Genomic DNA, 25,912 nt, shown 5'->3' with positions numbered 1-25,912 from the left:
AAATGACCGACATCACTGGACACACGCGGATCTTCGGCATCCTGGCCGACCCGATCCATCACGTGAAGACGCCGCAGGGCATCAACCGTCTGCTGGACGCGCGCAAGTTCGACGGCGTCATGGTGCCGATCCATGTGGACTCGGAAGGCCTTGGCGCCATGGTCAAGGGGCTGCGCCGCATGAATAACCTGGGCGGTTTCGTCGTGACCGTGCCGCACAAGACGGCCATGCCCGCGCTGTGCGACGAGCTGACGCCAGCCGCGCAGCGGATCGGCGCCGTCAACGTGGTGCGCCGGACCGCGGACGGCCGCCTGGTCGGCGGCATGCTCGACGGCGAAGGCTTTGTCGCGGGCCTGCGCAGCGCGGGCATCGAGCCCGCGGGTCTCACCGCCTATCTTGCAGGCGCAGGCGGCGCCGCGAGTGCGATCGCCTATGCGCTTGCGCAGGCTGGCGTCTTGCGCCTCACGGTGGCAAACCGTACGCCGGCCAAGGCCGAGGAACTCATCGCCCGCCTGAAAGAAGATTTCCCCGGCCTGGCGATGGAGCTTGGAACCGACGATCCGTCGCAGCACGATCTGGTGGTCAACGGCACATCGCTCGGCCTGCGCGACGGCGATGCGCTGCCGCTGAACACCGACCGCCTCTGGGCCCATCAGATCGTGGCCGAGATCATCATGGAGCCCGCCGAAACGCCGCTGCTGCAGGCGGCGCGCGCGAAAGGCTGCCGCGTGCACCACGGCGCGCCAATGCTGGCGAGCCAGATCGCGCTGATGGCCGTGTTCATGGGCGTGCCGGCAGAGGAGGCGAGCGGAACATGACCGACGTGCAACTCCTGGAGGCGCTCCGCGCCATCGTCGGCGAACGCGGCGTGCTGGCCGACCCGGCCGACCTCGAAAACTATAACGTGGACTGGCGCCATGTGTTCAAGGGCCAGGCGCGCTGCGCCGTGCTGCCGCGAACGACCGACGAGGTCGCGGGCGTGATCCGCCTTTGCGCGAGCGAGGGCATCGCAGTCGTGCCACACGGCGGAAACACCGGTCTCTCCGGCGGCGCGACGCCCGACGGCAGCGGCCGGCAGGTGGTGCTCTCGCTCGCACGCATGCGCGCCATCCGCGACATCGACGTTCTCGGCGAAACGATGGAGGTCGAGGCCGGCTGCATTCTCCAGACCGCGCAGGAGGCCGCGGCGGCCGCTGGCCTGATGCTGCCCATCAGCCTGGCGGCGGAAGGCTCCGCGCAGATCGGCGGCGTGCTGTCGACCAACGCCGGCGGCACGAACGTGCTGCGCCATGGCATGTCGAGGGCGCGGGTGCTCGGCCTCGAGGTGGTGACCGCCGATGGCGAGATCGTGAACGGCCTGCGCCGCCTGCGCAAGGACAACGCCGGCTATGACTGGAAGCAGTGGTTCATCGGCACCGAAGGCACGCTCGGCATCATCACGGCGGCAGTGCTGCAGCTCGCACCGCAGTCGCTCCATCGCGTCACGGCCCTGCTGGCTGTGCCCGATGCCGACGCCGCATTGAAGGTGCTTCGCGTGGCGCGGCAGCAGATCGGCGAGACGCTGAACGCGTTCGAGCTGATGTCCGGCGCCGCGCTGGAACTGGTCGAGCGCCACCAGGGCCTCAAGACGCCGCTGGCGCCCTCGGAATGGTTCGTGCTGATGGAAGCGAGCTCGTGCCTTCCCGGCCTGCGCGATGCGGTGGAAGGGCTTCTTGCGATGGTTCTCGAAGAGGGCGATGCGACGGACGGCGTCATCGCCGAATCGGAGCGGCAGGAAGGCGAGCTCTGGCTGCTGCGCGAATCTATCACCGAAGCCGAATCGCGCGAAGGGCGTTCGCTCAAGCACGACGTGTCCGTGCCCATTTCCGGCATTCCCGCGTTCCTGCGCGAGGCCGATGCTGCGGTAGCGCTCGCGTTTCCCGGCTCGCGCATCAATGCCTTCGGACATGCGGGCGACGGCAACATCCACTACAACGTGGTCGTTCCGGCCTCGAGCGACGGCCCCGCGTTGAACGCGCTCGTCCACGACCTGGTCGTGAAGCACCAGGGCAGCATCTCGGCCGAACACGGCATTGGGCAGTACCGCGTGAGCGAACTCGAACGGTGCTGCTCGGCGGCAGAGCTGAAGCTGGCACGCCGCGTCAAGGCGGCGCTCGACCCAGCGGGGCTGATGAATCCCGGCAAGGTGATGGCCCCAGCTCCCGAGGCACAGTGAACATGGAACCCTACGACTACGTCATCGTCGGCGGCGGCACGGCCGGCTGCATCCTGGCGAACCGGCTGACCGCCTCCGGGCAACACCGCGTGCTCATGCTCGAAGCCGGCGGAGAGCCTGCGAGCATGTGGATCAACATTCCGGCCGGCTTCAGCAAGCTGCTGACCAACACCCAGTACAACTGGCGCTTCCAGACCGAGGCCGAAGAGAACACCAACCAACGCGTGATCGCGGTGCCGCGCGGCAAGGGCCTGGGCGGCTCCACGCTCATCAACGGCATGGTCTATGTGCGCGGCCAGGCCGGCGACTACGACGCCTGGCGCGACGCCGGCGCGCGCGGCTGGGGATGGAAAGACGTCGAGCCCTACTTCCGCAAGCTGGAGAACTACGACAAGGGCGGCCCCACGCGCGGCCATGAGGGGCCGATGAAGCTCGCGCAGGTGCGCGAACGCTTCCCCATTTCCGATGCCTTCGTCAAGGCAGCGCAGGAAGACGGACTCGCCTTCAACGAAGACTACAACGCCGGGCGCCAGGAGGGCGTGGGCTACTACCAGGTGACGCAAAGCGGCGGGAAACGCTGGAGCGTCTACGACGGTTATCTGCGGCCCGCACTCAAGCGCAAGAACCTCACCGTCGTGACCCATGCGCATGTGTTGCGCCTGGAGATCAGCGGCAAACGCTGCACCGGCGTGACCTACCGCCGAAACGGCGTTGAGAGCACGGTCAAGGCGCAGGTGGAGGTTGTTCTGGCCGCCGGCGCGATCCAGTCCCCCCAACTGCTCGAACTGTCGGGCATCGGCCGCGCCGAACTGCTCCAGTCGCATGGCATCACGGTGCGCCACGGCCTGCGCGGCGTGGGCGAGAACTACATCGACCATTTCTGCACACGCATGAACTGGCGGGTGAAGGAGGCCGTCACGCTGAATGAGATGTCGCGCAGCTGGCGCCTTGGGCTCGCCGTGTCGGAATACTACGCACGGCGAACCGGCATCCTCACGCTCGGTACGGGTCTGGTGAACGCCTTCGTGAAGACCAGGCCCGAGATGGCGACGGCCGACGCGCAGTATTTTTTTATGCACGCAAGCTATGCGAATGCCGCCGAGCGCGTGCTCGACAAATTGCCCGGCATGACGATCGGCGTGACGCAGCTGCGGCCCGAATCGATCGGCACCATCCACATCAAATCCCGCGACCCGTCCGCCGGGCCGTCCATCCGGCCGAATTTTCTGTCGAGCCCGGTCGATCAGGAGTGCATGGTGCGCAGCATGCAGATCGCACGGCGCATCGTCGGGCGTCCTGCCCTCGGGCGCCACGTGGTCGAGGAGATGAGTCCCGGGACCGAGGTTCGCTCCGATGCCGACTGGCTCGCGTTCGCGCGCCAGAACGGGCAGACGATCTATCATCCCATCGGCACCTGCCGCATGGGAGAGGACGATGCGGCGGTGGTCGATTTGCGCTTGAGAGTGCGCGGCATGAGCGGACTGCGCATCGTCGATGCCTCCGTGATGCCCCGCATGGTCTCGGGCAACATTCAGGCAGCCGTCATGATGGTGGCGGAGAAGGCGGCCGACCTGATCCTGGAGGATGCTTCCCACCGGTAATGCGAACGAGCGCCCCAAGGTTTTTCAATGATCTGTGCACTGCGATGACTGCCGAAAGACGCTCGACCCTTGAAGACGTGGCCCGGCTTGCCGGCGTATCGCTTGGCAGCGCCTCCCGCGCGCTGTCGATGCCGGAACAGGTGAAGCCGGCCACGCTGGAGAAGGTGCGGCACGCGGTCTCGCAGCTGGGCTATGTTCGCAACGGCGCTGCCCAGGCGCTGGCATCACGCCGCACCCGCACTGTGGCGACGATCTATCCGACCTTGAGCAACCCGATCTTTTCGGTCGCGATCCACGAACTGCAACAAACGCTGTGGAAGTTCGGCTACCAGCTCCTGGTGGCGAGCCACGAGTACAAGCCCGAGCGCGAGATCGAGTTGCTCCGAACCATCGTCGAACGCGGCGTGGATGCGCTGGTCCTGGTGGGCACCGACCATTCGAGCGAGGTGTTCGAACTGGCCCGGCAATATGCGCTGCCTTACGTGATGACGTGGTCCATCGATGGTTCGCACTATCCGCATTGCGTGGGATTTTCTTATTACGACGCCGCCTTCGAACTCGCGTCGCTGGTCGTGAAAACAGGCCACAAGCGCATCGCGCTGTGCAACGGTTTTGAGCAGACGAACGAGCGGGCCCGCGCGCGGGCGGCGGGAACCCGCGCCGCGCTGAAGGCTGCGGGGCTCTCGCTCGACGCGGAACTTGTTACCGAGCAGCCGTTCAATTTCGAGGGTGGACGAGAGGCGGTGCGGATCTTTCTAAGCCAGCCCGTCCCACCCACCATGCTGATCTGCGGCACCGACCTGCAGGCCATTGGCGCGATCGACGAATGCCGCCGCCGGGGGATCCGGGTCCCCGAAGATTTGTCGATCACCGGCTTCGACGACATCGAGCACGCCGCCATCGTGGTGCCGCCGTTGACGACGGTGAAGGTGCCGACGGAACAGATCGGCGTGCTTGCCGCGCACCGGGTGGTGGCGCTTCTGGAAGGAAAGGCGGTCCAGGCGGCGCAGCCGCTGGAGACGCGCGTGATCGTCAGGGAAAGCCTGGCGGCGCCGAAGCCGGTGCAACCTGGCCAGGAGTGGCACGCCGCACAAACGCGCAGCAAAACGCCGGTGGGCAGCCCCAGTACGTAAGAGAAGGAGTAGTTGCAAATGAGCCGACTTTTCGAGCCGTGGTCGTTGAACGTCCTCGACCTGCCCAACCGCATCGTCATTGCGCCGATGTGCCAGTACTCGGCCGAGGAAGGGTGCGCCACCGATTGGCACATGATCCACCTGGGCCATCTCGCGCTCTCCGGCGCGGGGCTGCTGATCCTCGAGGCCACGGCGGTATCGGAAAAAGGCCGCATCTCGCCGCAGGACCTCGGCCTGTACTCCGACGCGAACGAAGCGGCCTTGCGCCGCGCACTGGACGCCGTGCGCGCGCATTCGCCCATGGCGCTGGCAATCCAGCTCTCGCACGCCGGCCGCAAGGGATCGAGCCGGGCGCCCTGGGAGGGCGGCGTGCAGATCCGTCCCGGCGACCCCGGCGGCTGGAAAACGGAAGCACCCAGTGCCGTGCCGCATGCGCAAGGCGAAGACGTGCCCACGGCGCTCGACCGCAACGGACTGCGGCGCGTGCGCGATGAATTCGTGGCCGCCACACGTCGCGCTGCACGCCTGGGCTTCGATGGCATCGAGGTGCACGGGGCTCATGGCTATCTGCTGCATCAGTTTCTCTCGCCGATCGCGAACCACCGCGAGGACGAATATGGCGGCAGCCTCGAGAACCGCATGCGCTTTCCGCTGGAGGTGTTCGACGCGGTGCGGGCCGAGTTTCCCGCGAACAAGCCGGTGTGGATGCGCGTCTCAGCCACCGACTGGGTGCCGGGCGGTTGGGACATCGAGGGCACGCTGGCGCTGGCCCACGCGCTGAAGGCCCGCGGCAGCGCGGCCGTGCATGTGTCGACTGGCGGCGTCTCGCCCCAGCAGGCCATCAAGCTGGGCCCCGGCTACCAGGTGCCCTATGCGCAGCGCGTGAAAGCCGAGGTCGGCCTTCCCACCATCGCCGTGGGCCTGATCACCGAGGCCGAGCAGGCGGAAAGCATCATCGCCAACGGCGAGGCCGACGCCGTCTCGCTGGCGCGGGCGATGCTGTACGACCCGCGCTGGCCCTGGCATGCCGCCGCGAAGCTCGGGGCGCATGTGTTTGCGCCCAGGCAGTACTGGCGGTCGCAGCCGCGCGAGTACCAGGATCTCTTCAAAGGCGCGGCGTTCGGGCAGAGATAGTGCGGAACGACATCGCGTTAAAAACGCGGTGATTGGCGCGCTTCGACCTACTATTCCCGCCGATTGCATCGCTTCAATGCTGCTTTTAGGAAGTGCCGCGTGACAGATGCATGCGGGCGGGGGGTGATCAGCGCTTGGCGTTGGAATTCCTCAATCTGAGTTTCTCCGTGGCCTCGTGCGCATCGACAGGCAGCTCGTCGGTTCCAGGTAGTAACGTAACGGCGTGCGCCGCCGGCGCTAAACTGAGGCTCTTCTTGCAGGAGACGATCCATGACCCGATTGCTCGTGCGCAGCTTCGGCGTTTCGCTCGACGGCTTCGCCGCCGGTCCAGACCAGAGCCTGGAGCACCCGCTGGGTGTTCGCGGTCCCGAACTCATGGACTGGTTCTTTCCCACGCGCGTCTGGCAGCAGATTCAAAAGACGGGCGAGGCCAACGGCGAGACCGGCGTCGACAACGAAATCGCCGAACAAGGCTTCGCCGAGATGGGTGCCTGGATCCTCGGGCGCAACATGTTCGGGCCGGTGCGCGGACCCTGGCCCGACGAGAGCTGGAAAGGCTGGTGGGGCGACGAGCCTCCGTACCACGTGCCGGTCTTCGTGCTGACCCACCATGCCCGCGCGCCACTGACAATGCAGGGCGGTACCACCTTCCATTTCGTCACCGGCGGCATCCACGATGCGCTGGCGCAGGCGCGAGCTGCCGCAGGCGCGCGCGACGTGCGCGTGGGTGGCGGCGTGGCTACCGTGCGCGAATATTTGAAGGCCGGGCTGATCGACGAACTGCACCTGGCCATGCGGCCGGTGCTGCTGGGTAAGGGCGAGGCGCTGTTCGCAGGCTTGGACCTGCCGGCGCTGGGCTATAGCTGCGAACGGCAGGTGGCAGGCGAGCGCGCCACGCATGTGTTCCTGCGCCGCAGTGCGCGTTGATGCGACTGGATCGAAGCGCCCAGGCAGCGCCGCGTCCGACACCGCGATCACCCCATGCCGTCACCCCATGCCATCACTCCGAAGCATCGCCGTCACCGTCTTTGAAGACAAGGAGGGCGCCTTCCGCTGGCGCCTGGTCGAACTCGGAGAGGAGGGCTGGCAGGTGCTGGGCCAGCAGGCGCGATCCATGAAGACCTACAAGGCCGCGATGGCGGGGGGCCTCGTCGAACTGCAGCAGATGATCGAGGATCTCGACGTGGGCCCGCGTGAAGACGAGTCCGAACCGGAGCCAGAGCTCGAAGAAGCCAAGAAGAAAAGCGGCGCGGCCTTCGGGTTTGGTTTCGGGCTGCCGAAGATCGGCTAGCTCGGCAAGACACGGGCATGGCCGTCGCCGCTCGCGCCTGGATTGCGCACTTCGCTGCATTTCTTGCCCGATCCTCTGGCGCCGGTCCTCTTTTGTGGAGCAGACCTGCTCGGAGAGTTAGAGTCTTCCGCGGAGGCTTCGAGCAACATGGCACCCACACCCCCCGACGCCGCAGCGCAGTGCAGATCGCTGCAGGAAGCGATGGCGCACGTCATCGGCGCGCGGACCCCGGAGCCGGGCGACTTCGCAACACCGATCCCCGGACTCGGCTTCTTCCGGCGCGAATCTCCCGCGCCGCCTGCCGTCTGCATGATCGAGCCGAGCATCGTGCTGGTTGCCCAAGGCGCCAAGCAGATGTGGATCGGCGGCGAGGCCTACCCCTACGACACCTCGCAATTCCTCATCACCTCGTTGAACCTGCCCGCCAATTCGGAGGTGAGGGTGGCAAGCGCGGCGCAGCCTTGCCTCGGTCTGGTCTTGAAGCTCGACATCCGCGTGCTGGCTGAGCTGATCGCGCAGGGCAATTTTCCGTCGCGTGGCGATCGCTCGGTCGGGGCGGGCGTGGGCATCGGCACGGCAACCCCGGCGCTGCTGGCGCCCATCGCGCGCCTCGTGGAGTTGCTGGAGGAGCCCGCGGCCATCCCCGTTCTCGCACCGATGATCCATCGGGAAATTCACTACCGGCTTCTTGGGAGCGATCAGGCGGCCAAGCTGCGGCAGATCGCATCCGTGGATGGACAGGGCCACCGGATTGCAAGAGCCATCGACTGGCTGACCCTGAACTATGCCCTGTCGCTTCGCGTCGATGAACTCGCGGAGCGCGTGCAGATGAGCACACCCACGTTCCACCACCACTTTCGACAACTCACTGCGATGAGCCCGCTGCAGTACCAGAAGTGGCTGCGATTGAACGAAGCGAAGCGATTGATGTTGAACGAACACCTGGATGCGGCAAGCGCGGCGTTCAGGGTCGGCTACGAAAGCCCCTCCCAGTTCAGCCGCGAATACAGCCGATTGTTCGGGGCGCCACCCAAGCGGGACATCGACGTGTTGCGGGGAGCCGCCAAGGGCGTCGACCTACGCAAGCAGGGGCTGGCGAATCCGGCGTAAAACTTAGGTCCGCAGGCCGTTGCGACCTCATAGGATCAGGCAAGAAAAGAAGCGAATTGCTCTATCAATCGCCGCGCAGCTCTAGAAAAATGGCGACCAGGGCGTCCGCTTCCAAGCGGGGCGTTCCCTCCCCACGACTTGCCCGAACTTCGAACAACAGGAGCTGACATGGAAAGTCCCACGACGACCCCCTTGATCTCGCGACGCGACGCGCTCATTGCCGGCGCCGCCACCGCTGCGGCGGTTTCGTCTTCTGCGCCCGCCGCGGCGGCACAGGCTGCACCTTCGGCATCGGCATCGGCGGTGCCCCGTGCAAAGCTTTCGCTGAAGGTCAACGGCCAGGTCCATTCGCTCGAGCTCGATACGCGAACGACCTTGCTCGATGCGCTGCGCGAACACCTGCACCTGACCGGCACCAAGAAGGGCTGCGACCACGGCCAGTGCGGCGCCTGCACGGTCATTGCCGACGGGAGGCGGATCAACGCCTGCCTGACGCTCGCCGTCATGCATGACGGCGGGCAGATCACCACCATCGAAGGGCTTGGCACGCCGCAGAACATGCATCCGCTGCAGGCCGCCTTCGTCAAGCACGACGGCTACCAGTGCGGCTACTGCACGCCCGGCCAGATCTGCTCGGCCGTCGCCGTGCTCGACGAAATCAAGCGCGGGGTACCGAGCCACGTGAGCGCCGATCTCACTGCGCGGCCCCTGCTGTCGGCCGACGAACTGCGCGAGCGCATGAGCGGCAACATCTGCCGCTGCGGCGCCTACTCCAACATCGTCGATGCCATCACCGAGGTCGCGGGGAGCCGGACATGAAGCCATTTACCTACGAGCGCGCGCAGTCTCCTGCGCAGGCTGCGGCGGCTGTCGCACGAAGCCCCGGCGCCAAGTTCATCGCCGGCGGCACCAACCTGCTGGACCTCATGAAGCTGCAGATCGAAGCGCCGACGCACCTGGTCGACGTGAACGGCCTGGCGCTGGACAAGATCGAACCCACGACCGACGGCGGCTTGCGCATTGGCGCCATGGTGCGCAACACCGACCTGGCGGCCGACGAGCGCGTGCGCCGCGACTACGGCGTGCTCTCGCGCGCGCTGCTGGCCGGCGCTTCGGGCCAGTTGCGCAACAAGGCGACCACGGCGGGCAACCTGCTGCAGCGCACGCGCTGTCCCTACTTCTATGACACCGACCAGCCCTGCAACAAGCGCCAGCCCGGCAGCGGCTGCAGCGCCATCGGCGGCGTCACCCGCCAGCATGCGGTGATCGGCACGAGCAAGGCCTGCATTGCGACGCATCCGAGCGACATGGCGGTGGCGATGCGCGTGCTCGACGCGGCGGTCGAGACGGTGCGCCCCGATGGCCGCACGCGCGTGATCCCGATTGCCGATTTCCATCGCCTGCCGGGCGACACCCCGCACATCGAGACGGCACTGGAGCGGGACGAGCTGATCACCGGCGTCACGCTGCCAAGGCCCATCGGCGGCACGCAGATCTACCGCAAGGTAAGGGACCGCGCCTCGTATGCCTTCGCGCTCGTTTCCGTTGCGGCGATCGTGCAGCGCGATGGCTCGGGCCGCGTGGCACTGGGCGGCGTGGCGCACAAGCCATGGCGCCTCGAGGCCGCGGAGGCCGCAATGCCGCAGGGCGCCAAGGCCGTGACCGCGCAGCTGCTGGCCGGCGCGCAGCCGACGCACGAGAACGCATTCAAGTTGCCACTGGCTGAGCGCGCGCTGGCCGCGGCCCTGGTGCAAGCGAGGAGCTGATCATCATGAAATTCGACACGCCCGCCACGACCAATCCCATCGACCAGCTCAAGATCATCGGCAAGCCGACCGACCGCATCGACGGGCCGCAGAAAACCACCGGCACTGCACGCTACGCCTATGAACGCCACACCGAACTGCCCAACGCCGCCTACGGCTACGTGGTGGGCGCTGGCATCGCGAAGGGCCGCATCGCCTCGATGGACCTGAATGCCGCGCGCGCAGCACCGGGCGTGCTGGCCATCGTCACCGCGCGCAATGCGGGCAAGCTCGGCAAGGGCGACTTCAATACGGCCAAGCTGCTGGGCGGGCCCGCGATCGACCACTACCACCAGGCGGTAGCGCTCGTCGTGGCCCAGTCCTTCGAGCAGGCGCGTGCCGCGGCGCAACTGGTGCGCATCGAGTACACGCGCTCGGCGGGGCGCTTCGACCTGGCGGCAGAAATGGGCGCGGCGCAGTTGCCCGCGGCGAATCCCTTCTCCGGCGAGCCGGAAACGAAGACGGGCGACTTCACGGGCGCGTTCGCCGCGGCCGCCGTGCAGATCGATGCGACCTACACCACGCCCGACGAATCGCACGCGATGATGGAACCGCATGCGTCCATTGCGCAATGGAAGGGCGACAAGCTCACCATCTGGACATCCAACCAGATGATCGCCTGGGGCGTCGGCGACGTGGCCAAGACGCTCGGCATCCCCAAGGCGAACGTCCGCCTGGTCTCGCCCTTCATCGGAGGCGGCTTTGGCGGCAAGCTGTTCGTGCGGGCGGATGCGGTGCTTGCCGCGCTGGGCGCGCGGGCGGCCAAACGGCCCGTGAAGGTGGCGCTGCAGCGGCCCTTGATGATGAACAACACAACGCACCGGCCGGCGACCGTCCAGCGCATCCGCATCGGCGCCGCGAGAGACGGCAAGATCGCCGCCATCGCCCACGAGGGCTGGTCCGGCGACCTGCCGGGCGGACAGGCGGAAACGGCGGTCAACCAGACCCGGCTGCTGTACGCGGGCGCCAACCGCCTGACGACCACGCGCCTCGCCGTGCTGGACCTGCCCGAGGGCAATGCGATGCGCGCGCCCGGCGAGGCGCCGGGCCTGATGGCGCTGGAGATCGCCATGGACGAGATGGCGGAGAAGCTGGGGCTCGACCCGATCGAGTTTCGCGTGCTCAACGACACGCAGGTCGATCCCGAGAAGCCGGAGCGCCCCTATTCCCAGCGCAAGTTGATCGAATGCCTGCGCACGGGGGCCGAGCGCTTCGGCTGGAGCAAGCGCAACGCGGCACCGGGGCAGAGGCGCGACGGGCGCTGGCTCGTGGGCATGGGCGTTGCTGCCGCATTCCGCAACAACCTCCTGGCGAAGTCGGCCGCGCGCGTGCGCCTGGACAACCGGGGCATGGTCACGGTGGAAACCGACATGACCGATATCGGGACCGGGTCGTACACCATCATCGCGCAGACCGCTGCCGAGACCATGGGGCTGCCGCTCGACAGGGTGCTCGTGCGCCTGGGCGATTCGGCGTATCCCGTCTCGGCCGGCTCGGGCGGGCAGTGGGGTGCCAACAACTCGACCTCGGGTGTCTTTGCGGCGTGCATGAAGCTGCGCGAAGCCGTGGCCAGCAAGCTGGGTTTTGCCGCGGCCGATGCAGAGTTCTCGGACGGCATGGTGCGCGCCGGCGAGCGGGTGGTGCCGCTCGCCGAAGCGGCGGGCGCGAACGGCCTGGTGGCCGAGGACGGCATCGAGTACGGCGACCTCGACAAGAAGTACCAGCAATCCACTTTCGGCGCGCATTTCGTGGAGGTCGGCGTCGACGCCGCCACCGGCGAGATACGCGTGCGCCGCATGCTTGCGGTGTGCGCCGCCGGCCGGATCCTGAATCCCAAGTCGGCCCGCAGCCAGGTGATCGGTGCGATGACGATGGGCGTCGGAGGGGCGCTGATGGAAGAGCTGGCGCTCGACAAGCGGCATGGCTTCTTCGTCAACCACGACCTGGCGGGCTACGAGGTGCCGGTGCATGCCGACATTCCGCACCAGGAGGTGATCTTCCTGGACGAGACGGACCCGATTTCTTCGCCGATGAAGGCAAAGGGCGTGGGCGAACTCGGCATGTGCGGCGTCGCGGCCGCGGTGGCCAATGCGATCTACAACGCGACCGGCGTGCGGGTGCGCAACTATCCGATCACGCTCGACAAGCTGCTGGATCGCCTGCCGCCGGTGGCGTGAGCTGCTGAGGTCATGCCGCTGCGGCCGCCGGGGCTCCTCGTCGGCGAGAGCTCGCGATCAGGGCCGCGCCGGCCAGGCAAAGGACCGCAAGCACGGCCAGCGCGGAACTGGCGCCTTGGGTGAAGGTGGCCTCGTCCGCGCTTGAAAGTGCCGCGCTGCCGCCATTTCCAAGAATCATGCGTTGCGCACCGGAAGGAAGCCCCGCCAACGCCACGCTCAGCGTCAGCGCGGTTCCCACCATGATGCCGGTGTTCTGCAGCGTCGACCGGACGCCGTTGGCAATGCCTCGGCGCTGGGGAACCACGCTCTGGAGGATCGATGCGTTGTTCGGCGTCACGAAACTCCCGATGCCCAGGCCCAGCACCCAGAGGCACACTGACAGTTGCACGGCGTCGATCGTGGGCCGCAGCAAAACCGCCAGCAGCGCCAGTGCGCATGCGGCAAGCAGCATGCCGCCCACGCAAATGGATTCAGCCTTGAAGCGCCGAAGCAGGGCGCCCGCCGTTGGCGCGGCCATCAGCATGCCCAATGCCACCGGTGCGATGCGCAGGCCTGCCTCCGAGGGCTGCAAGCCCGCGCAAGCTTGCAGGTACAAGGCCACCAGCAGCAGGGGCGCCGCCTGCGTCATCGACAGGAGCAGGATGCCGGCATAGGCGGTGCGGCGCGCCGGGTCGCCGAAGAGCGACGGATCGACCAGCGGGCTGGCCACGCGCATCTGAACGGCTGCGAAAAGGCCAAGCGCGCAAAACCCAATGAGCATGAATGCCAACACCGGCGTGCTCGTCCATCCACGGGCGCCGGCCATCGAGAGGGCATAGGTCACGCATCCGATGCCGACGAGGGACAGCGCAGCGCCGACCAGGTCGAAGCGCTCGGCCTGGACGGCCTCGGTCTTTGCCAGCACCTTCCACGACCATGCCAGCACGCAAAGCCCGGCAGGCACGTTGAGCATGAAGAGCGCGCGCCAGCCCCACCATGACACGACGAAGCCGCCGGCCAGCGGCCCCACGACCTGGGCCAGGGCCGCGACCATGGCAAGCACGCCGAGGGCCAGCCCCATCCTGCGGCGGCCGAAGGCATCGCCCACCAATGCGCTGGCGTTGGCCATGACGCCCGCCGCGCCGATGGCCTGGGCCATGCGGCTGGCCAGCATCAGCTCGGCATTCGGGGCCAGGGCGCAAGCCGCGCAGGCGACCACGAAAAGCGACAGGCCCGCGAGGAAGAGCCGGCGCCGTCCCCAGAGATCGGCCAGCCGTCCGAAGCAGAGAATGCAGACGGTGCTGACCAGCATGTAGGACAACAAAATCCAGCTGGCCTGCGTGGGCGTGGCGTGCAGGCTTTGCGCCACTGCAGGCAGCGCGACGTTGAGTGCGCTGAGGTTGAGAAAACACAGCAGCGCGCCCGAACTGGCGGCAACGAGCACCGCCCAGCCGGCCTTGTCCTCTGCGTCATCGGCCGTCATCGACTCAGTCTTCGCTCTTGAACCCCGATGCCTGCACGATGGGCCGCCAGTAGGCACTGTCCTCGCGCATGATGCGCTTCAACTCCGCGCCCGGGAGCCCGGTCGGCTCGAGGCCCATGCGTTCGACCTGCGCGCGCACTTGCGCGTTGTGCATGGCGCCGACGAAGGCAGTCTCCAGCTTGGCAACCACCTCCTTCGGCGTCCCTGCGGGCACGAAGGCGGCATAGGAGGCGTTGGCGCGGTCGAAGGCGTCGTAGCCCGCCTCCTTGATCGTCGGAACGTCGGGCAGCCAGCTCAGGCGCTTGGTGCCTGCAACGCCCAGGATCCGCAGCTTGCCCGCGCGGTGCAGCTCGAGCTGGGTTGCCAGCGCGTCGGTGCCGAGCGGCACGTGGGAACCGACGATGTCGGTGGCAAGCGGCGCACCGCCCTTGTAGGTGACCGGCGCGAGCGGCACGCCGATGGCCTTGGACAACTGCAGCACGCTGAAGTGCAAGCCGCCTCCGAGGTTGGTCAGCCCCACCCCGCCGCCGGCCGGATTCTTCTTGACCCAAGCAACGTATTCGGGAATCGTCTTGAACGGCTGGCCTGCGCCCGCTGAAATCACGCTGGGCACATTCGCCAAGTGCGCGACAGGGATGAAGTCCCTGTCGACGTCGTAGCTCAACCGCGCATAGGTCATCGGAAAGAGAACGAAGGGCGGCGTCCCGCTGAGCAGGATGGTGTGCCCATCGGGCTTTGCGGACTTCACGGCCTCGATCGCGATCCGGCTCGATGCGCCGGGCCGGCTCTCCACCAGCACGGGCTCCTTGAGCGTGGTGCGCAAGTCCTCGGCCAGCGAGCGCGCCAGGTTGTCGAGCGCGCCACCTGGCGGAAAGCCGATGATCAGCCGGATGGGCGCGTTGTTGTCGGCATGCGCAGCCGCGCCGATCAATGCGATCGACGCACCGAGAAAAAGTGTCTTGAGGAACGAGGCCATGGTGGGAGCATCTTCAAAGTTGAGACGGAAGGGGAGGAACGGACTCAGAAGGCGAGGACGGGCAGCGGGTTGGCTGGCCGGTGCGCGGCTTCGAAAGACGACGCGGCCTGCAGCAGCTGCTGATCCTCGCGAAAGCGGCCGACCAGCTGCATGCCGATGGGCAGGCCATCGCGGCCTGCACCGCAGGGCAGGCTGATGGCGGGATGGCCCGTGAGGTTGAAGGGCATCGTCCACGGAAACCAGTTCGGCCGCACCTCGGCATACGCTTCGCCATCGATCTCGATGCTGCCGAACAGGTCCTGGTCGATCGGCAGGGCGGTGCGTGAGAGGGTGGGCGTGAAGATGAAGTCGTGGGTCTCCAACTGGGCCTGGACCTTGCGAAAGAGCGCGGTCCTGGCAAACATGGCCTGCTGGAAGGCGACCCCGTCGACGTGCTCCGCGAGCGCGAGCTGCTGCAGCAGCGACGGACTCAACTCGCTGGCATGCGCTTCGGCCAGCGGCGCGAAGCGGCCGCGCCAGCTGGTGTGGTTGATGACCCGCCACACCGGCTCGACGTCATAGCCCTCGCCCGACATCTCCTCGAGTTGAGCGCCCATCGAACGCAACGTGGCAAGAGCGGCCTCGAAGGCCGCGGCAACGTCGGCGGAGATCGGTCGCCCCTCGAGTCTCGCGGAGTAGAGAATCCGTTTGCCACGAAGATCGCCGGCGGGCTGCAGCGCGTCGAAGTAGCGCTGCGCCGGCACGCCCAGCGACCACGGGTCGGACCCATGGGCACCCGTCATGGCCTGCAGCATGAGCGCCGTGTCGGCCACGTTGCGCGTGGTGGGCGTCACATAGGTGTAGTTGCCGAAGGCGTCTTGCACTTGGCTGTGGGGCACCACGCCCAGGCTCTGCTTCAAGCCGACGACGCCGTTGCATGCGGCGGGAATGCGCGTCGAGCCGCCGCCATCGGTGGCGATGGCCAGGGGCGCGATACCCGCCGCCATCGACGAGGCCGCACCGCCGCTCGAGCCGCCACTGGTGCGCGTGGCATCCCATGCGTTGCGGGTGCTTCCGAAAAGAGGCGCATCGGTCAGGCACTTGGCGCCAAATTCGGACGTGGTCGTCTTGCCGATGAGGATGCCGCCCGCCTCGCGCATGCGCGCCACGGCCACCGCGTCTTGCGTGGGAACGTGGTCGCGATGCAGCACCGAGCCGTACGTCGTCCTGACGTTCGCGGTGTCGACGATGTCCTTCACCGTGAAGGGCAAACCGTGGAGCAGGCCCAACGCCTCGCCCTTCATCAGCGCGGCTTCGGCAGCCCTGGCCTCTGCCATCGCCTGCTCATGGCAGAGCGTGATGAAACAGTTCAGGTGCGGCTGGACCGCGTCGGCGCGGCGCAAGACTTCTTCGACGATCTCCACCGGCGAGAGCTTCCGCTGCGCAACGAGCATGCGCATCGTCCCAGCGGACATTTCGCAGATCTCGGATTTTGGAAGACGAGGAAACTTTTTCATGGTGCAAATGATTGATGTGCCGCAACATCGCGTCCAATACTGTTTTTCTGAAAAGGCATATGACCAGCGTATGGCTGCACCAGACTTCAGAACACTCCGCTACTTCGTGGCTGTCGCCGAGGAACGCAGCGTCGGAAAGGCGGCGCGTCGGCTCAACATGGCCCAGCCGCCGCTGTCGGTCCACATCAAGAACCTGGAGGCGGCGGTGGGCACACCGCTGTTTCGCAGGGCGGCGCGCGGCATGGAAATCACCGACGCCGGCCATGCGCTCTTCCAGCGCGCGAAGGAAGCGCTGCTGCTTGCCAATGAAGGATTCGACGCCGCGCGCGCCATCGGCTCGGGCAGCCGGGGCCGACTCACGGTCGGCACCATGGTCGTGCTTTCCTACCTGATGCTGCCTCGCCTGGAGAACGCGCTTCGCGCGAAGCTGCCGGACGTGGAGATTCAGTACGTGGAGCTGAATGCCGCCAACAACGTCTCGGCCATCGCCGATTCGCAAGTGTCCGTGGCCATCTGCATTCCGCCCATCGCCCACGCGGGCATTGCGGTCGAGCGCATCGGCACTCAGCCCTTGATGCTGGCCGTGCGTGCGGATTCGCCCTTGGCCCGGATGGCCAGCATTCCGCTGGAGCGGCTATCGGGCATGCCCCTCATCGGGCTCCCCATGCCCGATGGCGACATCGACAAATCCATCATTGCTTCGATGCTCAGGCGGCACGATGTGAGCATGCCGATCGCGCAGCGCGTGGAGACCATGGTGTCGGCGTTGGCGCTCGTGCTGGCGGGCAGGGGCGTGGCCATCTTGCCCGCCTGCGCGCGTATCGGCCGGCCGCCGGGCGTGGTGTTCAGGCCCTTGCGCAACGTCGACGCGAAGATGGACATCGCCGTGTGTTGGCGCAGCGATTGGCAGAGCCCACTGATCGAGCCTTTCCTGGCATGCGCGCGGGCGTCCTTGCAAAAGGGGGCCGAGTCCCTATGAACGCAAGCCCCGTCACCCAAGACCCTGACCTGTTGCGCCGCTTGCTGCGCGCCAAGGACCGCATGGACGCCGCATCGCACGAGGAGTGGCCCGTCGAGCGGCTGGCGCAGGTGAGCGGCGTGTCCGAAGCCCACTTCGCGCGGTCGTTCAAGCAGGCCTTCGGCATCCCGCCACACCGCTACCTGCTCACGCGGCGCATCGAGCGCGCAATGGCGCTGCTGCGCGACACCGACCTGCCCATCACCGACATCGCCTTCGACACCGGCTGGGCGAGCCTGGGCACCTTCGGGCGCACCTTCCGCGACATCACCGGCGAAAGTCCGAGCGCGGTTCGCGCGCGCGGAAAGCCGACGGCGCACGAGATCGGCCGCGTGCCCGTCTGCATCGCCAACGCCGCGCGCCGGCCCGACCTCACGACCGCAGTTTCGGAGAAGCGGCGCCTCGCGGCCGGCGGTACAAACGAGCCCGAACAACAGGAGAGTCCATGAAAGAGGGAATTGAAGTCGTCGGTTTGTACGTGCGCGATCAAGACGAGGCGTTGACGTTTTATGTGGAGAAGCTCGGTTTTCGCGTTCATACGGACGTGAAGAACGGCGACTATCGCTGGCTCACGGTGCAGCACCCGGAGCAGCCGTCGTTCCAGCTGGGGCTGTTCACGCCCGGACCGCCGGTGCTCGATGCAGCGACGGCGCAAGCCGTGCGCGCCCTCGTGGCCAAAGGCGCGATGCCGCCGCTCGTGCTGACGGTGGCCGACTGCCGGGCTGCCTACGGCCGCATGCTTGCCGCGGGGGTGGAGTTCACGCAGGAGCCGGTGGATCGCTTCGGTACCGTGGACGCCGGCTTTCGCGATCCGTCGGGAAACGGCTGGAAGATGATCCAAGGGCGCGGCTGAGGAGATCACCTTGAACTCGAACAATAACAACAACTGGATCCGGCAGGCGCACCGCTGGCTGTCCATTGCCTTCACGCTCACCGTGCTCGCCAACTTCGCCGTCCGCGCGTGGGGAGAGCCGCCTCCTTGGGTCACCTATTCGCCGTTGCTGCCGCTCTTCTTGCTGCTGTCGAGCGGCCTGTACTTGTTCGTGCTGCCGTATGCCGGCCGACGTTGATGCACCGGGACGTGCACGTCCCATTTTTGCGCGGGGCTCACGGACTGGGTGCACACCACCGAAATGACGCGCCGGCTGCGTTGCACGATTTCGCTTTTGGCATTGTCGAACCACCAGATTTCATGCCACCGGGCCTTCAGGGGGACGGCACATCGAGGAACGAGAACTTTCAGATTCGGATCCAGCGCCTCCCATTCGCTCTGGGGGTTTCTTGCGTTCTCCTGTGCAACGAATTTGCGGGCTTCCTCCCGGATCTCGTACAAGCCGTGCACCGCGTCGTTGGAACGCATGTCCTCGATGCTCGTCGATGAAAAGCAGTGTGTCGCCCAAAAGAGCAGACACAAGGGCAGGAGGTTGTGATGGATGTGCATCGTGTTCAGAGCATCTGGCCGTTCGAGAGCCCGTCGCTCTTTCTTCTCTAACGAAGATGTTGACCGACCTTCTGCTGAAGCAGCGCGACGAGCTCGGGCTGCATGAACTCATAGCGATCGGGAATGTCGAGGCACACGATCCTTTTTCCATCCAGTGATGCCGTGAACCGCTGCTTGAGCTTTGCCCGGTGCTGCTTTTCCATCACGAAGATCAGGTCGGCCCATTCAACCTGTTCGGCGCTCAGTACGCAATCCGCGTCCGGCGCGAGGCCAGCGGAATCCGTCTCGATGCCGGGCCCTGCGAACACGCTTTCGGCGGTGGGGCTGCGGAGCCTGTTCCTGCTGCAGATAAAGAGCACGCGGCGCATCGGTGGTGGTCCGGATGGGAGGGTAGAGCTGGATTCTGTCAGACGCTCGACAGGGCGGACCCCGCCAACAGGGGCTCTCATCAGCTCGCCGGCCAGCTCAGTCCACCCTCGCCTCGGGAAGTTTCGCAATCACCTTGATCTCGAAGTCGAAGCCATAGAGCCACGTCACGCCGACGCCGGTCAGCGTCGGGTGCGGCGCGTTGCCCCAATACTCGGGCACCAGCTTCCAGATTTTTTCAAACTTGGATTCGGGATCGACGATGAAGATGGTCACATCGATCACGTCGTCGAACGTGCAGCCTGCGGCCGCAAGCACTGCGTTCAGATTGCCGAATGCGAGCCGGACCTGTGCCTCCAGGTCGGGCTCGGGCGAGCCGTCCTCGCGGCTGCCGACCTGGCCTGAAACGAACAGGAAGCCGTTGGAGCGGATCGCCGGCGAATAGCGATTTCTTTCATAGAGCGCCTGGCGCCCCGGCGGAAAAACGACGTCACGTAGAGCCATGGAATTGCCTTCTTGAAGGGGTCGAAGCCGACCCTGTGGTTGCGATGAAGGGACTCTAGGCATTCGGGCCTCGCCGATAAACCGGCAAAGCCAATAATCACTGTTTGGGAAAGTCAAACAATCCGGAAAGCATCAGGAGCAGAGATGGACCGTTTCGATGCGATGCAGGCATTTGCCCGCGTGGTGGAAGCAGGCAGCTTCACCAAGGCGGCCGAGACACTTCACATGAGCAAGACCAGCGTGACGCAGCTGGTGCAGCAGCTGGAAGCGCGGCTGCGCGTCAAGCTGCTCAACCGCACCACGCGAAAGGTCAACGTCACGGCCGACGGCGCGGCCTACTACGAGCGCGTGGTGCGCCTGCTGGGCGACATGGACGATGCCGAGACCAGCCTGTCCGATGCGTCGGCGTCGCCGCGGGGGCGGCTGCGGGTGGACGTGCCCAGTCCGCTCGCGCGCCTGATCCTGGTGCCGGCCTTGCCGGCATTCCACGCGCGCTACCCCGACATCCAGTTCGACATGGGCGTGAGCGATCGCATGGTGGACCTGATCGGTGAGAACGTGGACTGCGTGGTGCGCGGCGGCGAACTCGCCGACCAGTCGCTGATGGCGCGCCGCGTGGGCGACCTGCAGCTGGGGGTCTACGCGGCGCCGAGCTACCTGGAGCGCGCCGGCTCGCCTTCGCACCCGCGGGAACTCGAAAACTCGCATCACCGCGTCGTCGGCTTCCACTGGCCGCGCACCGGCAAGGTCCTTCCGTATGCCCTGCACCGCGAGGGCGGTGAGAGCATCCAGGTGCAAGGCCGCTACGTGCTGGCGGTCGACGACGGCAATGCCTACCTCGCGGCCGGCCTGGCGGGCCTGGGCGTTCTCTGGCTGCCGGACTACATGTCCGATGCGCACGTGGCGCGCGGCGAGCTGGTGCCGTTGTTCGAAGGCTGGCGCCTCGATCCGATGCCCATCTACGTGGCGTTTCCGCCGAACCGGCATGTCAGCGCCAAGCTGCGCGTGTTCATCGATTGGGTCGCTGCGCTGATGGCGCAACATGCGCCCGTCCAGCGGCCGGCGACGCACGGGTGACGAGGATCCGGCCTCTGCGGCCTCTGCGGCCTCTGCGGCCTCTGCGGCCTAGTGGACGCCGAGCGGGGGTGCCGAGTTGCTCAACAGGCGCAGCAGGTCGCTTTGCCTGGAGGTGCCGGTCTTGGAATACATGTGCTGCAGATGGGTGCGAACGGTGGCCTCGCTGATGCCGAGCATGTCGGCAGCCTCCATGCCGCCGAGGCCCTGCGAAAGCGCCAGCAGCACGCGCCGTTCTCCGCCCGTGAGCTTGTGCAGGCGCGCGAAGGCTTCGCCCGGCATCGGGGGCGCCTGGATGGGGTCCTGCACGAACACGGCGACCGAGGCTGCGAAGGGCGCCAGGATGCCGCGGCGCTGGCCGCTCTCGATCGGAAGGAGGGTGGCGATGTACCCGCCGCCGACAGCGTCCGGGATCGCCACGGAATGTTCGCTCGCATGGCTGTCGGCAGCGCCGTCGCGCGTTGATTCGCCGATCGCCTTCGACAGCGCGGCGCGGGCGGCGGAATCCGTGGGCGCCAGCCGGTTGTTGGCGAGCCGCACCGAAGTGCCGGCCCTGACCTGCTGCTCGGCGGCGCGATTCATGTAGACGACCTGGCCGTCGCGTGCCGTGAGAAAAACGCCGGCGGCCAGTCCGTCCAGTGTCTTTTCGAGCATCTCCGAGTGCAGCGCGCGGATATCGAGCGCATCGGAGATGGCAAGCGCGCGGCACACATGCGGCGCGAGAAGGTTGAACAGGCCCACGTCGTGCTCTTGATATCGCGGCGCCACGTTCTTGCGCGATGCATGCAGGGACGCCATGCGCCCTCCGGTGCGCAGCGCCGGAAACCACATCATGTCCTGCAGCCCGAAGGGCTCCAGCACCTCCCGAAAGAAGCGGCCTTCGCGCAAATGGAACTGGGCCATCGAGAGGGCACTGACGTCGCCGATGTTCGAGACCACGTCCGCAGCCGCCATGGGGCTGTCCGCGTACTGGGCGCCCAGCTTCTCCAGGAACTCTGGCGGGTACCCGAAGACGAACAGCTGGTCGTTCCGCATTTGCCGCAGATCATGGACGCAAATGCCCCCGCCGGTGCTTTCGCAGAGATCGGAAATCCTTCGGCAGGTCGCCGGCCAGAGCAGCGGATCGAGCGCGCAGTCGTAGACGGCGCCGATCACGTCGGACAGCGCTTGCGCAGAGATTCCACTCGTTTCTGACCGAGCCGGGGCTGCGGAAGCAGAGATGCTCATGTGCGCCTTTCGACCTCGAAATTGAACTGGTGGCACAGACAATAAAGAAAAAAGTTCTCATGCGCCATACGCCGAATGGCGTTTGAAGGCGCCAAACCCCCGCTGCACCCGCTCATTCCTTCCGATGACGCGCCGCCCGGGGTAACCGCCTAGTCTGTGCAGCCGATCCCGTCCGATTCACGGCGGGGGCATTTCACAGGAGATGAACGATGCATTCGAACAAATGCGGCAGGCGTCTTGCCCTGATGTTGCCGCTGGCGCTCGGCACGTCGATGGCGCTCGCGCAGGCAGGGACCGACAGGCTCGCCTCGATATCCGTCGACGAACTCAAGCAGGTCTACCTGGCGTGCGATCGGGCGGCATCGCAGCAGATACTGGATTCCGGCACGGCGGCGCATTGCTCCTTTGTGGGCGAGGCGCTTCAGAAGCGTGCCTTCGGAGGCAACTTCGATCAGTTGCTCGCATGGTGGCGCGCCGAAAAGGACGGCGCATCCGCGAAGCTCAGCCAGAACCAGTAGGGCCTGCGCGAGCGCGAGCCGAACGACGCTCTCCGCACCGCGTCAGCGCCGCCGCTCGATCGCGCTCTCGCGGTAGTGGCGAGCTTTTTCTTCGTACATCGCGCGGTCCGCGCGCTGCAGCGCCGCGTCGAGCTGGTCGCCGGCGTCGCAGGTAGCCAGGCCAATCGCAAGGTTCAGCACGTGTCCGCTCTGGCCCGCATAGAACTGGTTGTTCAGGTCGAGCATGGAGACGATGCGGTCGCGTATCGCCTCGGCGCCGCGCCCGTCCGTCTTGGGCAGCACCACGGCAAACTCGTCGCCGCCGATGCGCGCGGGCCAGCCGGGCTCTTCGACCGCCTTGCTCAGCACCTCGCCCACGCGCCGCAGCAGCGCGTCGCCGGCGGCGTGGCCTTCCTCGTCGTTCACGGGCTTCAGGCCGTTCATGTCGATCACCAGCACCGACACCGGCCAGGGGCCCTTGCGCGACAGCCGGTTGATTTCTTCCGAGAAGAAGACGCGATTGCGAAGTTGCGTCAGCACGTCGTGCTTGCCCAGGTACTCGAGGTAGGCCTCGGCCTTCTTCCTGGCCGTGATGTCGATCAGCGACACCAGCACGAGGTCCCAGGTGGCGAGCCGGTCTTCGAGCACGGCAAATTGCATGTGGATGTTCAGCAGGTCGCCCGTGAGCGCGTAGTTGACGACCTCCCGCTGCTGCAGCATCTTGCCGTTCCAGAGGTCCTGCAGCTGCTCGGCAAAGGAGTCGTGCATCTCGTCGCGGAAGATGCCCGAGAGGTTGTCGAGCAGCTCGCTCTTGTCGGCCGCGCCGAACATTCGCAGCGTCTCCCGGTTGACGTCGATCACGCGGATTTCGCGCATGCAGCGCGTGATGAACTCCGGGTGTACCTTGATGAAGGTCGCGAAATCGCTGATGCCCCGCTTGCGGATGTCGTCGAGCAGTATCTTGACGCCGCTGAAGTCTTCCACCCACAGCGACACCGGCGAGCGCTCGAACAGCTCGCGCGCGTAGCGCTCGCTCTCCAGGCGCAGCCGCTCGGCCCGCACGCGCTCGGTGATGTCGTCGAGCGACACCAGCACGCGCTCCCACGAGGCCTCGTGGCCGGGCAGCACCTGCACGCGCACGTGCACGTCGAGCCTGCGACCGTCCAGCGCGTAGTTGACGGTCTGGTTGTCGAAGCAGAGTTTTCCGCGCCAGAGCTGGTCCAGCTCGTAGATCACCGGCGCGGTCATGTCGTCGCGAAAGACGCTGTCGAGCCGCGACAGCAGGTCGGCCTGGCTCTGCGCACCGAAGAGGGTGAGCGTGCTCTGGTTGACGCTCAGCACCCGCAGCTGCGCCATGCATTCGCGCACGTGCCGCGGCTCGGCATTGAGGTGGGCCACCAGATCCACCACACCGGCGCTGCGCCACGACTCGAACAGCTGGCGCAGCCCGCTGTAGTCTTCGAGCCACAGCGACATCGGCGCGAACTCGAACATCGATTCGTAGTCGGTGGTGGACGGCATGGATTCTTTCCTTTGCGGGAGGGATCGTGGCCGCAATGATGCACCGTCCGGCGGATGGCGGCGATGCGATGCGCAGCCCATGGCCTCCACCGCCAGCCTGCATGAGGCGGTGGCTGGTGGTGTGGCGGCGCGTCGACTCAGCGCGTGAAGTAGAGGCCGCTGTACACCGGCACGCAATGCTTGGGGAATCCCGGCAGCTTGAGCGAACGCTCGGGAACCTGCCACTGCTCGCGCAGGGTGTAGCCCAGCGCCTCGACCTCGGTGATGAAGCGCTGGCGGTTGAAGACGTGCGCCGGCGCAAAGCAACCGTCGCCGATGTTCACCGTCGTCACGTAGTCCTCGCCGTCATAGAGCGGCTCCTTGTTCAGGAGAATGTGCCGCGGACGCTGCTCGCATTGCTGGAGCAGCTGGGCGGGGCGCGCATTGTCCAGAAAATGCAAGGCTCCCGCGGAGATCCAGATGTCGTGGCCGGACAGGACCTCCGTCAGGTTCTCGGCGAAGCTCAGCGCGCCGGCATCGGCTTCGGCATGGCTGGCCATTTCGCGGCCGATGGAAGCGATCGCAGGCACTTCCACGACACGCCAGGACAGATCTTTCGGCATCTCGAAATAGCGGCGGTACGCATAGAAGTGAACACCCACCGAGCCGCCGATGTCGAGCACCTTGGTGGCGCCATCGCGGAACGCGCGTTCGAGCCACCACATCACCGGATAGTCGTAGGCAAAGATCTTCTTCGTGCGGACGTCCACGTACTCGGCTGCCAGGGCGGCGTTGTCGAATTCCGGATTGGGAGGCAGCGTACTCCGCGCTTCGGCAAAATTCTTGAACAGGCCGAAGAAACCCGCGAAACCGGCTTCGGAGAAAAACCGCTGGCGCCGCCAGTGTTGCAACACCGGCCGGGCGACGGGCCCTTCCAGGATCTGTCGGACGATTTGCGGAGCACTGGAGTAAGCCATGTTTGCGTCCCATCCTCTTGATGATCGTTGCCTGCCGCGTTGCTGGCGCGCCTCAGGCGTGCTGACTCGAAACGGCCGGCAACGCTCTTTCCGAATGCCAGCCTGGAATGAAGCCAGCATACGATGAAAGTAGTAATAAAAAATAGTACTTCTGTCCTGGTTCGCGGGGTCATGCCGCTCAGTTCCCGGGTGCGATGAAGTCCGGATGCCGCGCGCAGATTTCCGGCAGCGAACTCAGCGTGCCGGAGAGGTGTTCGCGCAGCGCTTTCTGCGCCGCAGCGCCGTCGCCGTCGGCAATGGCACGCACGATGGCGCGGTGGTCACGCAGGATCGCCTCGGTCTTGCCCGCCGTGGGCAGGTGCAGGCGCCGCAGGCGGTCCACGTGGCCCGAGACGCGGCTCACCAGGTCCCAGAGGCTCGGCACATTCGCGGCTTCGTACATCAGGTGATGAAACTTGCGGTCGGCACCGACGAACTCGCCGTACTGCCGCGCCGCCGCCAGCGTGGCCTGCAGTGCGACCTGCGCTTCGAGTTGGGCCACCAGGCCGGGTGGGGCTTCGCCGGCCAGCTGGTGGACGATCTCCAGCTCGATCGAGCGGCGCAAAAAGTGCGCCTGCCTGGCCGCGTCGATGTCGATGCGGCTCACCAGGGTGGCGTGCTGGGGAAACACGTCGACGAGGCCTTCTTCACTCAGCCGCAGCAAGGCTTCCCGCACCGGCGTCTGGCTCACGCCGAAGCGGTCCGCCAGCTCCTGGCGCACCAGCACCGTGCCGGGCACGAGGTCGAGGGAGAGGATGGCATCGCGCAGCTTTTCGAGCACTTGCGGTGCGGCCAGGCGGGTGCGGTCGAGTCGGATCCGGGGGAGGGCAGTCATTCGCAGGAATTCTCGCTTTGACGGAGTGATATAT

26 protein-coding genes are annotated in these 25,912 nt (G+C 66.4%); 17 read left to right on the top strand and 9 right to left on the bottom strand.

What is annotated here, in order from left to right; translation table 11 throughout:
- Positions 1-2: 2 nt before the first annotated feature.
- The 11 genes from BLR24_RS04405 to paoC all read left to right on the top strand — a co-directional run bounded on the left by BLR24_RS04405 (position 3) and on the right by paoC (position 12,466).
- On the top strand, positions 3-818 hold the full coding sequence (locus tag BLR24_RS04405) for a shikimate dehydrogenase family protein (RefSeq protein WP_093013291.1): 816 nt from the start codon (positions 3-5) through the stop codon (positions 816-818).
- Positions 815-2,215 (top strand): FAD-binding oxidoreductase, encoded by a 1,401-nt coding sequence (locus tag BLR24_RS04400; RefSeq protein WP_093013288.1) that lies wholly within the window; start codon positions 815-817, stop codon positions 2,213-2,215. The genes BLR24_RS04405 and BLR24_RS04400 overlap by 4 nt, the downstream gene beginning before the upstream one ends.
- A gap of 2 nt (positions 2,216-2,217) precedes the next feature.
- Positions 2,218-3,816: a GMC family oxidoreductase gene (locus BLR24_RS04395; protein WP_093014666.1), complete on the top strand. Its 1,599-nt coding sequence runs from the start codon at positions 2,218-2,220 to the stop codon at positions 3,814-3,816.
- 44 nt (positions 3,817-3,860) lie between these two features.
- Positions 3,861-4,949 carry a LacI family DNA-binding transcriptional regulator gene (locus tag BLR24_RS04390; RefSeq protein WP_093013285.1) on the top strand — a complete coding sequence of 363 codons (1,089 nt, stop codon included), beginning with the start codon at positions 3,861-3,863 and terminating at the stop codon, positions 4,947-4,949.
- An 18-nt stretch (positions 4,950-4,967) separates the two neighbouring features.
- Positions 4,968-6,083: an NADH:flavin oxidoreductase/NADH oxidase gene (locus BLR24_RS04385; protein WP_093013282.1), complete on the top strand. Its 1,116-nt coding sequence runs from the start codon at positions 4,968-4,970 to the stop codon at positions 6,081-6,083.
- Positions 6,084-6,353: 270 nt separating this feature from the next.
- Positions 6,354-7,010 (top strand): dihydrofolate reductase family protein, encoded by a 657-nt coding sequence (locus BLR24_RS04380; RefSeq protein WP_093013279.1) that lies wholly within the window; start codon positions 6,354-6,356, stop codon positions 7,008-7,010.
- A 67-nt stretch (positions 7,011-7,077) separates the two neighbouring features.
- Complete coding sequence (locus tag BLR24_RS04375; protein WP_093013276.1) at positions 7,078-7,374, top strand: hypothetical protein; 297 nt, start codon at positions 7,078-7,080, stop codon at positions 7,372-7,374.
- 201 nt (positions 7,375-7,575) lie between these two features.
- Positions 7,576-8,484, top strand: a complete 909-nt coding sequence (locus BLR24_RS04370; protein WP_254787162.1) for an AraC family transcriptional regulator — start codon at positions 7,576-7,578, stop codon at positions 8,482-8,484.
- A 168-nt stretch (positions 8,485-8,652) separates the two neighbouring features.
- Positions 8,653-9,303, top strand: coding sequence for an aldehyde dehydrogenase iron-sulfur subunit PaoA (gene paoA / locus BLR24_RS04365; RefSeq protein WP_093013270.1), 651 nt, complete (start codon positions 8,653-8,655; stop codon positions 9,301-9,303).
- A complete protein-coding gene (locus BLR24_RS04360) occupies positions 9,300-10,250 on the top strand; it encodes an FAD binding domain-containing protein (RefSeq protein ID WP_093013267.1) in 951 nt (316 codons plus the stop codon). The genes paoA and BLR24_RS04360 overlap by 4 nt, the downstream gene beginning before the upstream one ends.
- A 5-nt stretch (positions 10,251-10,255) precedes the next feature.
- The gene (paoC, locus tag BLR24_RS04355; protein ID WP_093013264.1) at positions 10,256-12,466 is read left to right on the top strand and encodes an aldehyde oxidoreductase molybdenum-binding subunit PaoC; all 2,211 of its coding nucleotides are present in this window, start codon (positions 10,256-10,258) and stop codon (positions 12,464-12,466) included.
- A 10-nt stretch (positions 12,467-12,476) separates the two neighbouring features.
- On the opposite strand, the gene BLR24_RS04350 is transcribed toward paoC, so the two are convergent.
- The 3 genes from BLR24_RS04350 to BLR24_RS04340 are packed head-to-tail and all read right to left on the bottom strand — an operon-like array spanning position 12,477 to position 16,358.
- Entirely contained in the window at positions 12,477-13,928 is a 1,452-nt protein-coding gene (locus BLR24_RS04350; RefSeq protein ID WP_093013260.1) for a DHA2 family efflux MFS transporter permease subunit, read from the bottom strand.
- A 4-nt stretch (positions 13,929-13,932) separates the two neighbouring features.
- On the bottom strand, positions 13,933-14,904 hold the full coding sequence (locus BLR24_RS04345; RefSeq protein WP_093013257.1) for a Bug family tripartite tricarboxylate transporter substrate binding protein: 972 nt from the start codon (positions 14,902-14,904) through the stop codon (positions 13,933-13,935).
- Between the two features lie 44 nt (positions 14,905-14,948).
- Positions 14,949-16,358: an amidase gene (locus BLR24_RS04340; RefSeq protein WP_217636284.1), complete on the bottom strand. Its 1,410-nt coding sequence runs from the start codon at positions 16,356-16,358 to the stop codon at positions 14,949-14,951.
- Positions 16,359-16,470: 112 nt separating this feature from the next.
- On the opposite strand from BLR24_RS04340, the gene BLR24_RS04335 reads away from it, so the two are divergent.
- The 4 genes from BLR24_RS04335 to BLR24_RS04320 are packed head-to-tail and all read left to right on the top strand — an operon-like array spanning position 16,471 to position 18,488.
- On the top strand, positions 16,471-17,379 hold the full coding sequence (locus BLR24_RS04335; RefSeq protein ID WP_093013252.1) for a LysR family transcriptional regulator: 909 nt from the start codon (positions 16,471-16,473) through the stop codon (positions 17,377-17,379).
- On the top strand, positions 17,376-17,867 hold the full coding sequence (locus tag BLR24_RS04330; protein ID WP_093013249.1) for a helix-turn-helix transcriptional regulator: 492 nt from the start codon (positions 17,376-17,378) through the stop codon (positions 17,865-17,867). The genes BLR24_RS04335 and BLR24_RS04330 overlap by 4 nt, the downstream gene beginning before the upstream one ends.
- Complete coding sequence (locus BLR24_RS04325) at positions 17,864-18,271, top strand: VOC family protein (RefSeq protein ID WP_093013245.1); 408 nt, start codon at positions 17,864-17,866, stop codon at positions 18,269-18,271. The genes BLR24_RS04330 and BLR24_RS04325 overlap by 4 nt, the downstream gene beginning before the upstream one ends.
- Before the next feature lie 10 nt (positions 18,272-18,281).
- Positions 18,282-18,488 (top strand): hypothetical protein, encoded by a 207-nt coding sequence (locus BLR24_RS04320; protein WP_093013242.1) that lies wholly within the window; start codon positions 18,282-18,284, stop codon positions 18,486-18,488.
- A 418-nt stretch (positions 18,489-18,906) separates the two neighbouring features.
- Here BLR24_RS04320 and BLR24_RS04310 read toward each other — a convergent pair whose 3' ends face one another.
- Together BLR24_RS04310 and BLR24_RS04305 are read right to left on the bottom strand one after the other, a co-directional pair.
- Complete coding sequence (locus BLR24_RS04310) at positions 18,907-19,227, bottom strand: low molecular weight protein tyrosine phosphatase family protein (protein WP_093013239.1); 321 nt, start codon at positions 19,225-19,227, stop codon at positions 18,907-18,909.
- A gap of 97 nt (positions 19,228-19,324) precedes the next feature.
- A complete protein-coding gene (locus tag BLR24_RS04305) occupies positions 19,325-19,729 on the bottom strand; it encodes a RidA family protein (RefSeq protein ID WP_093013236.1) in 405 nt (134 codons plus the stop codon).
- Between the two features lie 144 nt (positions 19,730-19,873).
- Between BLR24_RS04305 and BLR24_RS04300 the strand changes: the two genes are divergently transcribed.
- Positions 19,874-20,806: a LysR family transcriptional regulator gene (locus BLR24_RS04300; RefSeq protein WP_093013233.1), complete on the top strand. Its 933-nt coding sequence runs from the start codon at positions 19,874-19,876 to the stop codon at positions 20,804-20,806.
- Between the two features lie 48 nt (positions 20,807-20,854).
- Here BLR24_RS04300 and BLR24_RS04295 read toward each other — a convergent pair whose 3' ends face one another.
- Positions 20,855-21,838, bottom strand: coding sequence for a LuxR C-terminal-related transcriptional regulator (locus BLR24_RS04295; RefSeq protein WP_254787161.1), 984 nt, complete (start codon positions 21,836-21,838; stop codon positions 20,855-20,857).
- A 401-nt stretch (positions 21,839-22,239) separates the two neighbouring features.
- On the opposite strand from BLR24_RS04295, the gene BLR24_RS04290 reads away from it, so the two are divergent.
- Entirely contained in the window at positions 22,240-22,548 is a 309-nt protein-coding gene (locus BLR24_RS04290) for a hypothetical protein (protein WP_093013226.1), read from the top strand.
- Positions 22,549-22,590: 42 nt separating this feature from the next.
- Here the strand turns inward: BLR24_RS04290 and BLR24_RS04285 are convergent, their stop codons facing one another.
- From BLR24_RS04285 to BLR24_RS04275, 3 genes are all read right to left on the bottom strand, one after another.
- Positions 22,591-24,048, bottom strand: a complete 1,458-nt coding sequence (locus BLR24_RS04285; RefSeq protein ID WP_093013223.1) for a sensor domain-containing diguanylate cyclase — start codon at positions 24,046-24,048, stop codon at positions 22,591-22,593.
- Between the two features lie 137 nt (positions 24,049-24,185).
- Positions 24,186-25,124 carry a methyltransferase, TIGR04325 family gene (locus BLR24_RS04280; protein ID WP_093013220.1) on the bottom strand — a complete coding sequence of 313 codons (939 nt, stop codon included), beginning with the start codon at positions 25,122-25,124 and terminating at the stop codon, positions 24,186-24,188.
- 58 nt (positions 25,125-25,182) lie between these two features.
- The gene (locus tag BLR24_RS04275; protein WP_093013217.1) at positions 25,183-25,878 is read right to left on the bottom strand and encodes a GntR family transcriptional regulator; all 696 of its coding nucleotides are present in this window, start codon (positions 25,876-25,878) and stop codon (positions 25,183-25,185) included.
- Between the last annotated feature and the right edge of the window lie 34 nt (positions 25,879-25,912).

Origin of the sequence: Variovorax sp. OV700 (genome assembly GCF_900099805.1) — a bacterium.
Classification (GTDB): Bacteria; Pseudomonadota; Gammaproteobacteria; order Burkholderiales; family Burkholderiaceae_C; genus Variovorax.
Note: the sequence above shows the minus strand (reverse complement) of the source record. Positions and strands in the feature narration are given on the sequence as shown.

Bases quoted from the DNA above. Each gene is read 5' to 3' on its own strand.
- BLR24_RS04405 (WP_093013291.1), top strand. From the start codon at position 3: ATGACCGACATCACTGGACACACGCGGATCTTCGGCATCCTGGCCGAC.
- BLR24_RS04400 (WP_093013288.1), top strand. From the start codon at position 815: ATGACCGACGTGCAACTCCTGGAGGCGCTCCGCGCCATCGTCGGCGAA.
- BLR24_RS04395 (WP_093014666.1), top strand. From the start codon at position 2,218: ATGGAACCCTACGACTACGTCATCGTCGGCGGCGGCACGGCCGGCTGC.
- BLR24_RS04390 (WP_093013285.1), top strand. From the start codon at position 3,861: ATGACTGCCGAAAGACGCTCGACCCTTGAAGACGTGGCCCGGCTTGCC.
- BLR24_RS04385 (WP_093013282.1), top strand. From the start codon at position 4,968: ATGAGCCGACTTTTCGAGCCGTGGTCGTTGAACGTCCTCGACCTGCCC.
- BLR24_RS04380 (WP_093013279.1), top strand. From the start codon at position 6,354: ATGACCCGATTGCTCGTGCGCAGCTTCGGCGTTTCGCTCGACGGCTTC.
- BLR24_RS04375 (WP_093013276.1), top strand. From the start codon at position 7,078: ATGCCATCACTCCGAAGCATCGCCGTCACCGTCTTTGAAGACAAGGAG.
- BLR24_RS04370 (WP_254787162.1), top strand. From the start codon at position 7,576: ATGGCGCACGTCATCGGCGCGCGGACCCCGGAGCCGGGCGACTTCGCA.
- paoA (WP_093013270.1), top strand. From the start codon at position 8,653: ATGGAAAGTCCCACGACGACCCCCTTGATCTCGCGACGCGACGCGCTC.
- BLR24_RS04360 (WP_093013267.1), top strand. From the start codon at position 9,300: ATGAAGCCATTTACCTACGAGCGCGCGCAGTCTCCTGCGCAGGCTGCG.
- paoC (WP_093013264.1), top strand. From the start codon at position 10,256: ATGAAATTCGACACGCCCGCCACGACCAATCCCATCGACCAGCTCAAG.
- BLR24_RS04350 (WP_093013260.1), bottom strand. From the start codon at position 13,928: ATGACGGCCGATGACGCAGAGGACAAGGCCGGCTGGGCGGTGCTCGTT.
- BLR24_RS04345 (WP_093013257.1), bottom strand. From the start codon at position 14,904: ATGGCCTCGTTCCTCAAGACACTTTTTCTCGGTGCGTCGATCGCATTG.
- BLR24_RS04340 (WP_217636284.1), bottom strand. From the start codon at position 16,358: ATGTCCGCTGGGACGATGCGCATGCTCGTTGCGCAGCGGAAGCTCTCG.
- BLR24_RS04335 (WP_093013252.1), top strand. From the start codon at position 16,471: ATGGCTGCACCAGACTTCAGAACACTCCGCTACTTCGTGGCTGTCGCC.
- BLR24_RS04330 (WP_093013249.1), top strand. From the start codon at position 17,376: ATGAACGCAAGCCCCGTCACCCAAGACCCTGACCTGTTGCGCCGCTTG.
- BLR24_RS04325 (WP_093013245.1), top strand. From the start codon at position 17,864: ATGAAAGAGGGAATTGAAGTCGTCGGTTTGTACGTGCGCGATCAAGAC.
- BLR24_RS04310 (WP_093013239.1), bottom strand. From the start codon at position 19,227: ATGCGCCGCGTGCTCTTTATCTGCAGCAGGAACAGGCTCCGCAGCCCC.
- BLR24_RS04305 (WP_093013236.1), bottom strand. From the start codon at position 19,729: ATGGCTCTACGTGACGTCGTTTTTCCGCCGGGGCGCCAGGCGCTCTAT.
- BLR24_RS04300 (WP_093013233.1), top strand. From the start codon at position 19,874: ATGGACCGTTTCGATGCGATGCAGGCATTTGCCCGCGTGGTGGAAGCA.
- BLR24_RS04295 (WP_254787161.1), bottom strand. From the start codon at position 21,838: ATGCGGAACGACCAGCTGTTCGTCTTCGGGTACCCGCCAGAGTTCCTG.
- BLR24_RS04290 (WP_093013226.1), top strand. From the start codon at position 22,240: ATGCATTCGAACAAATGCGGCAGGCGTCTTGCCCTGATGTTGCCGCTG.
- BLR24_RS04285 (WP_093013223.1), bottom strand. From the start codon at position 24,048: ATGCCGTCCACCACCGACTACGAATCGATGTTCGAGTTCGCGCCGATG.
- BLR24_RS04280 (WP_093013220.1), bottom strand. From the start codon at position 25,124: ATGCTGGCTTCATTCCAGGCTGGCATTCGGAAAGAGCGTTGCCGGCCG.
- BLR24_RS04275 (WP_093013217.1), bottom strand. From the start codon at position 25,878: ATGACTGCCCTCCCCCGGATCCGACTCGACCGCACCCGCCTGGCCGCA.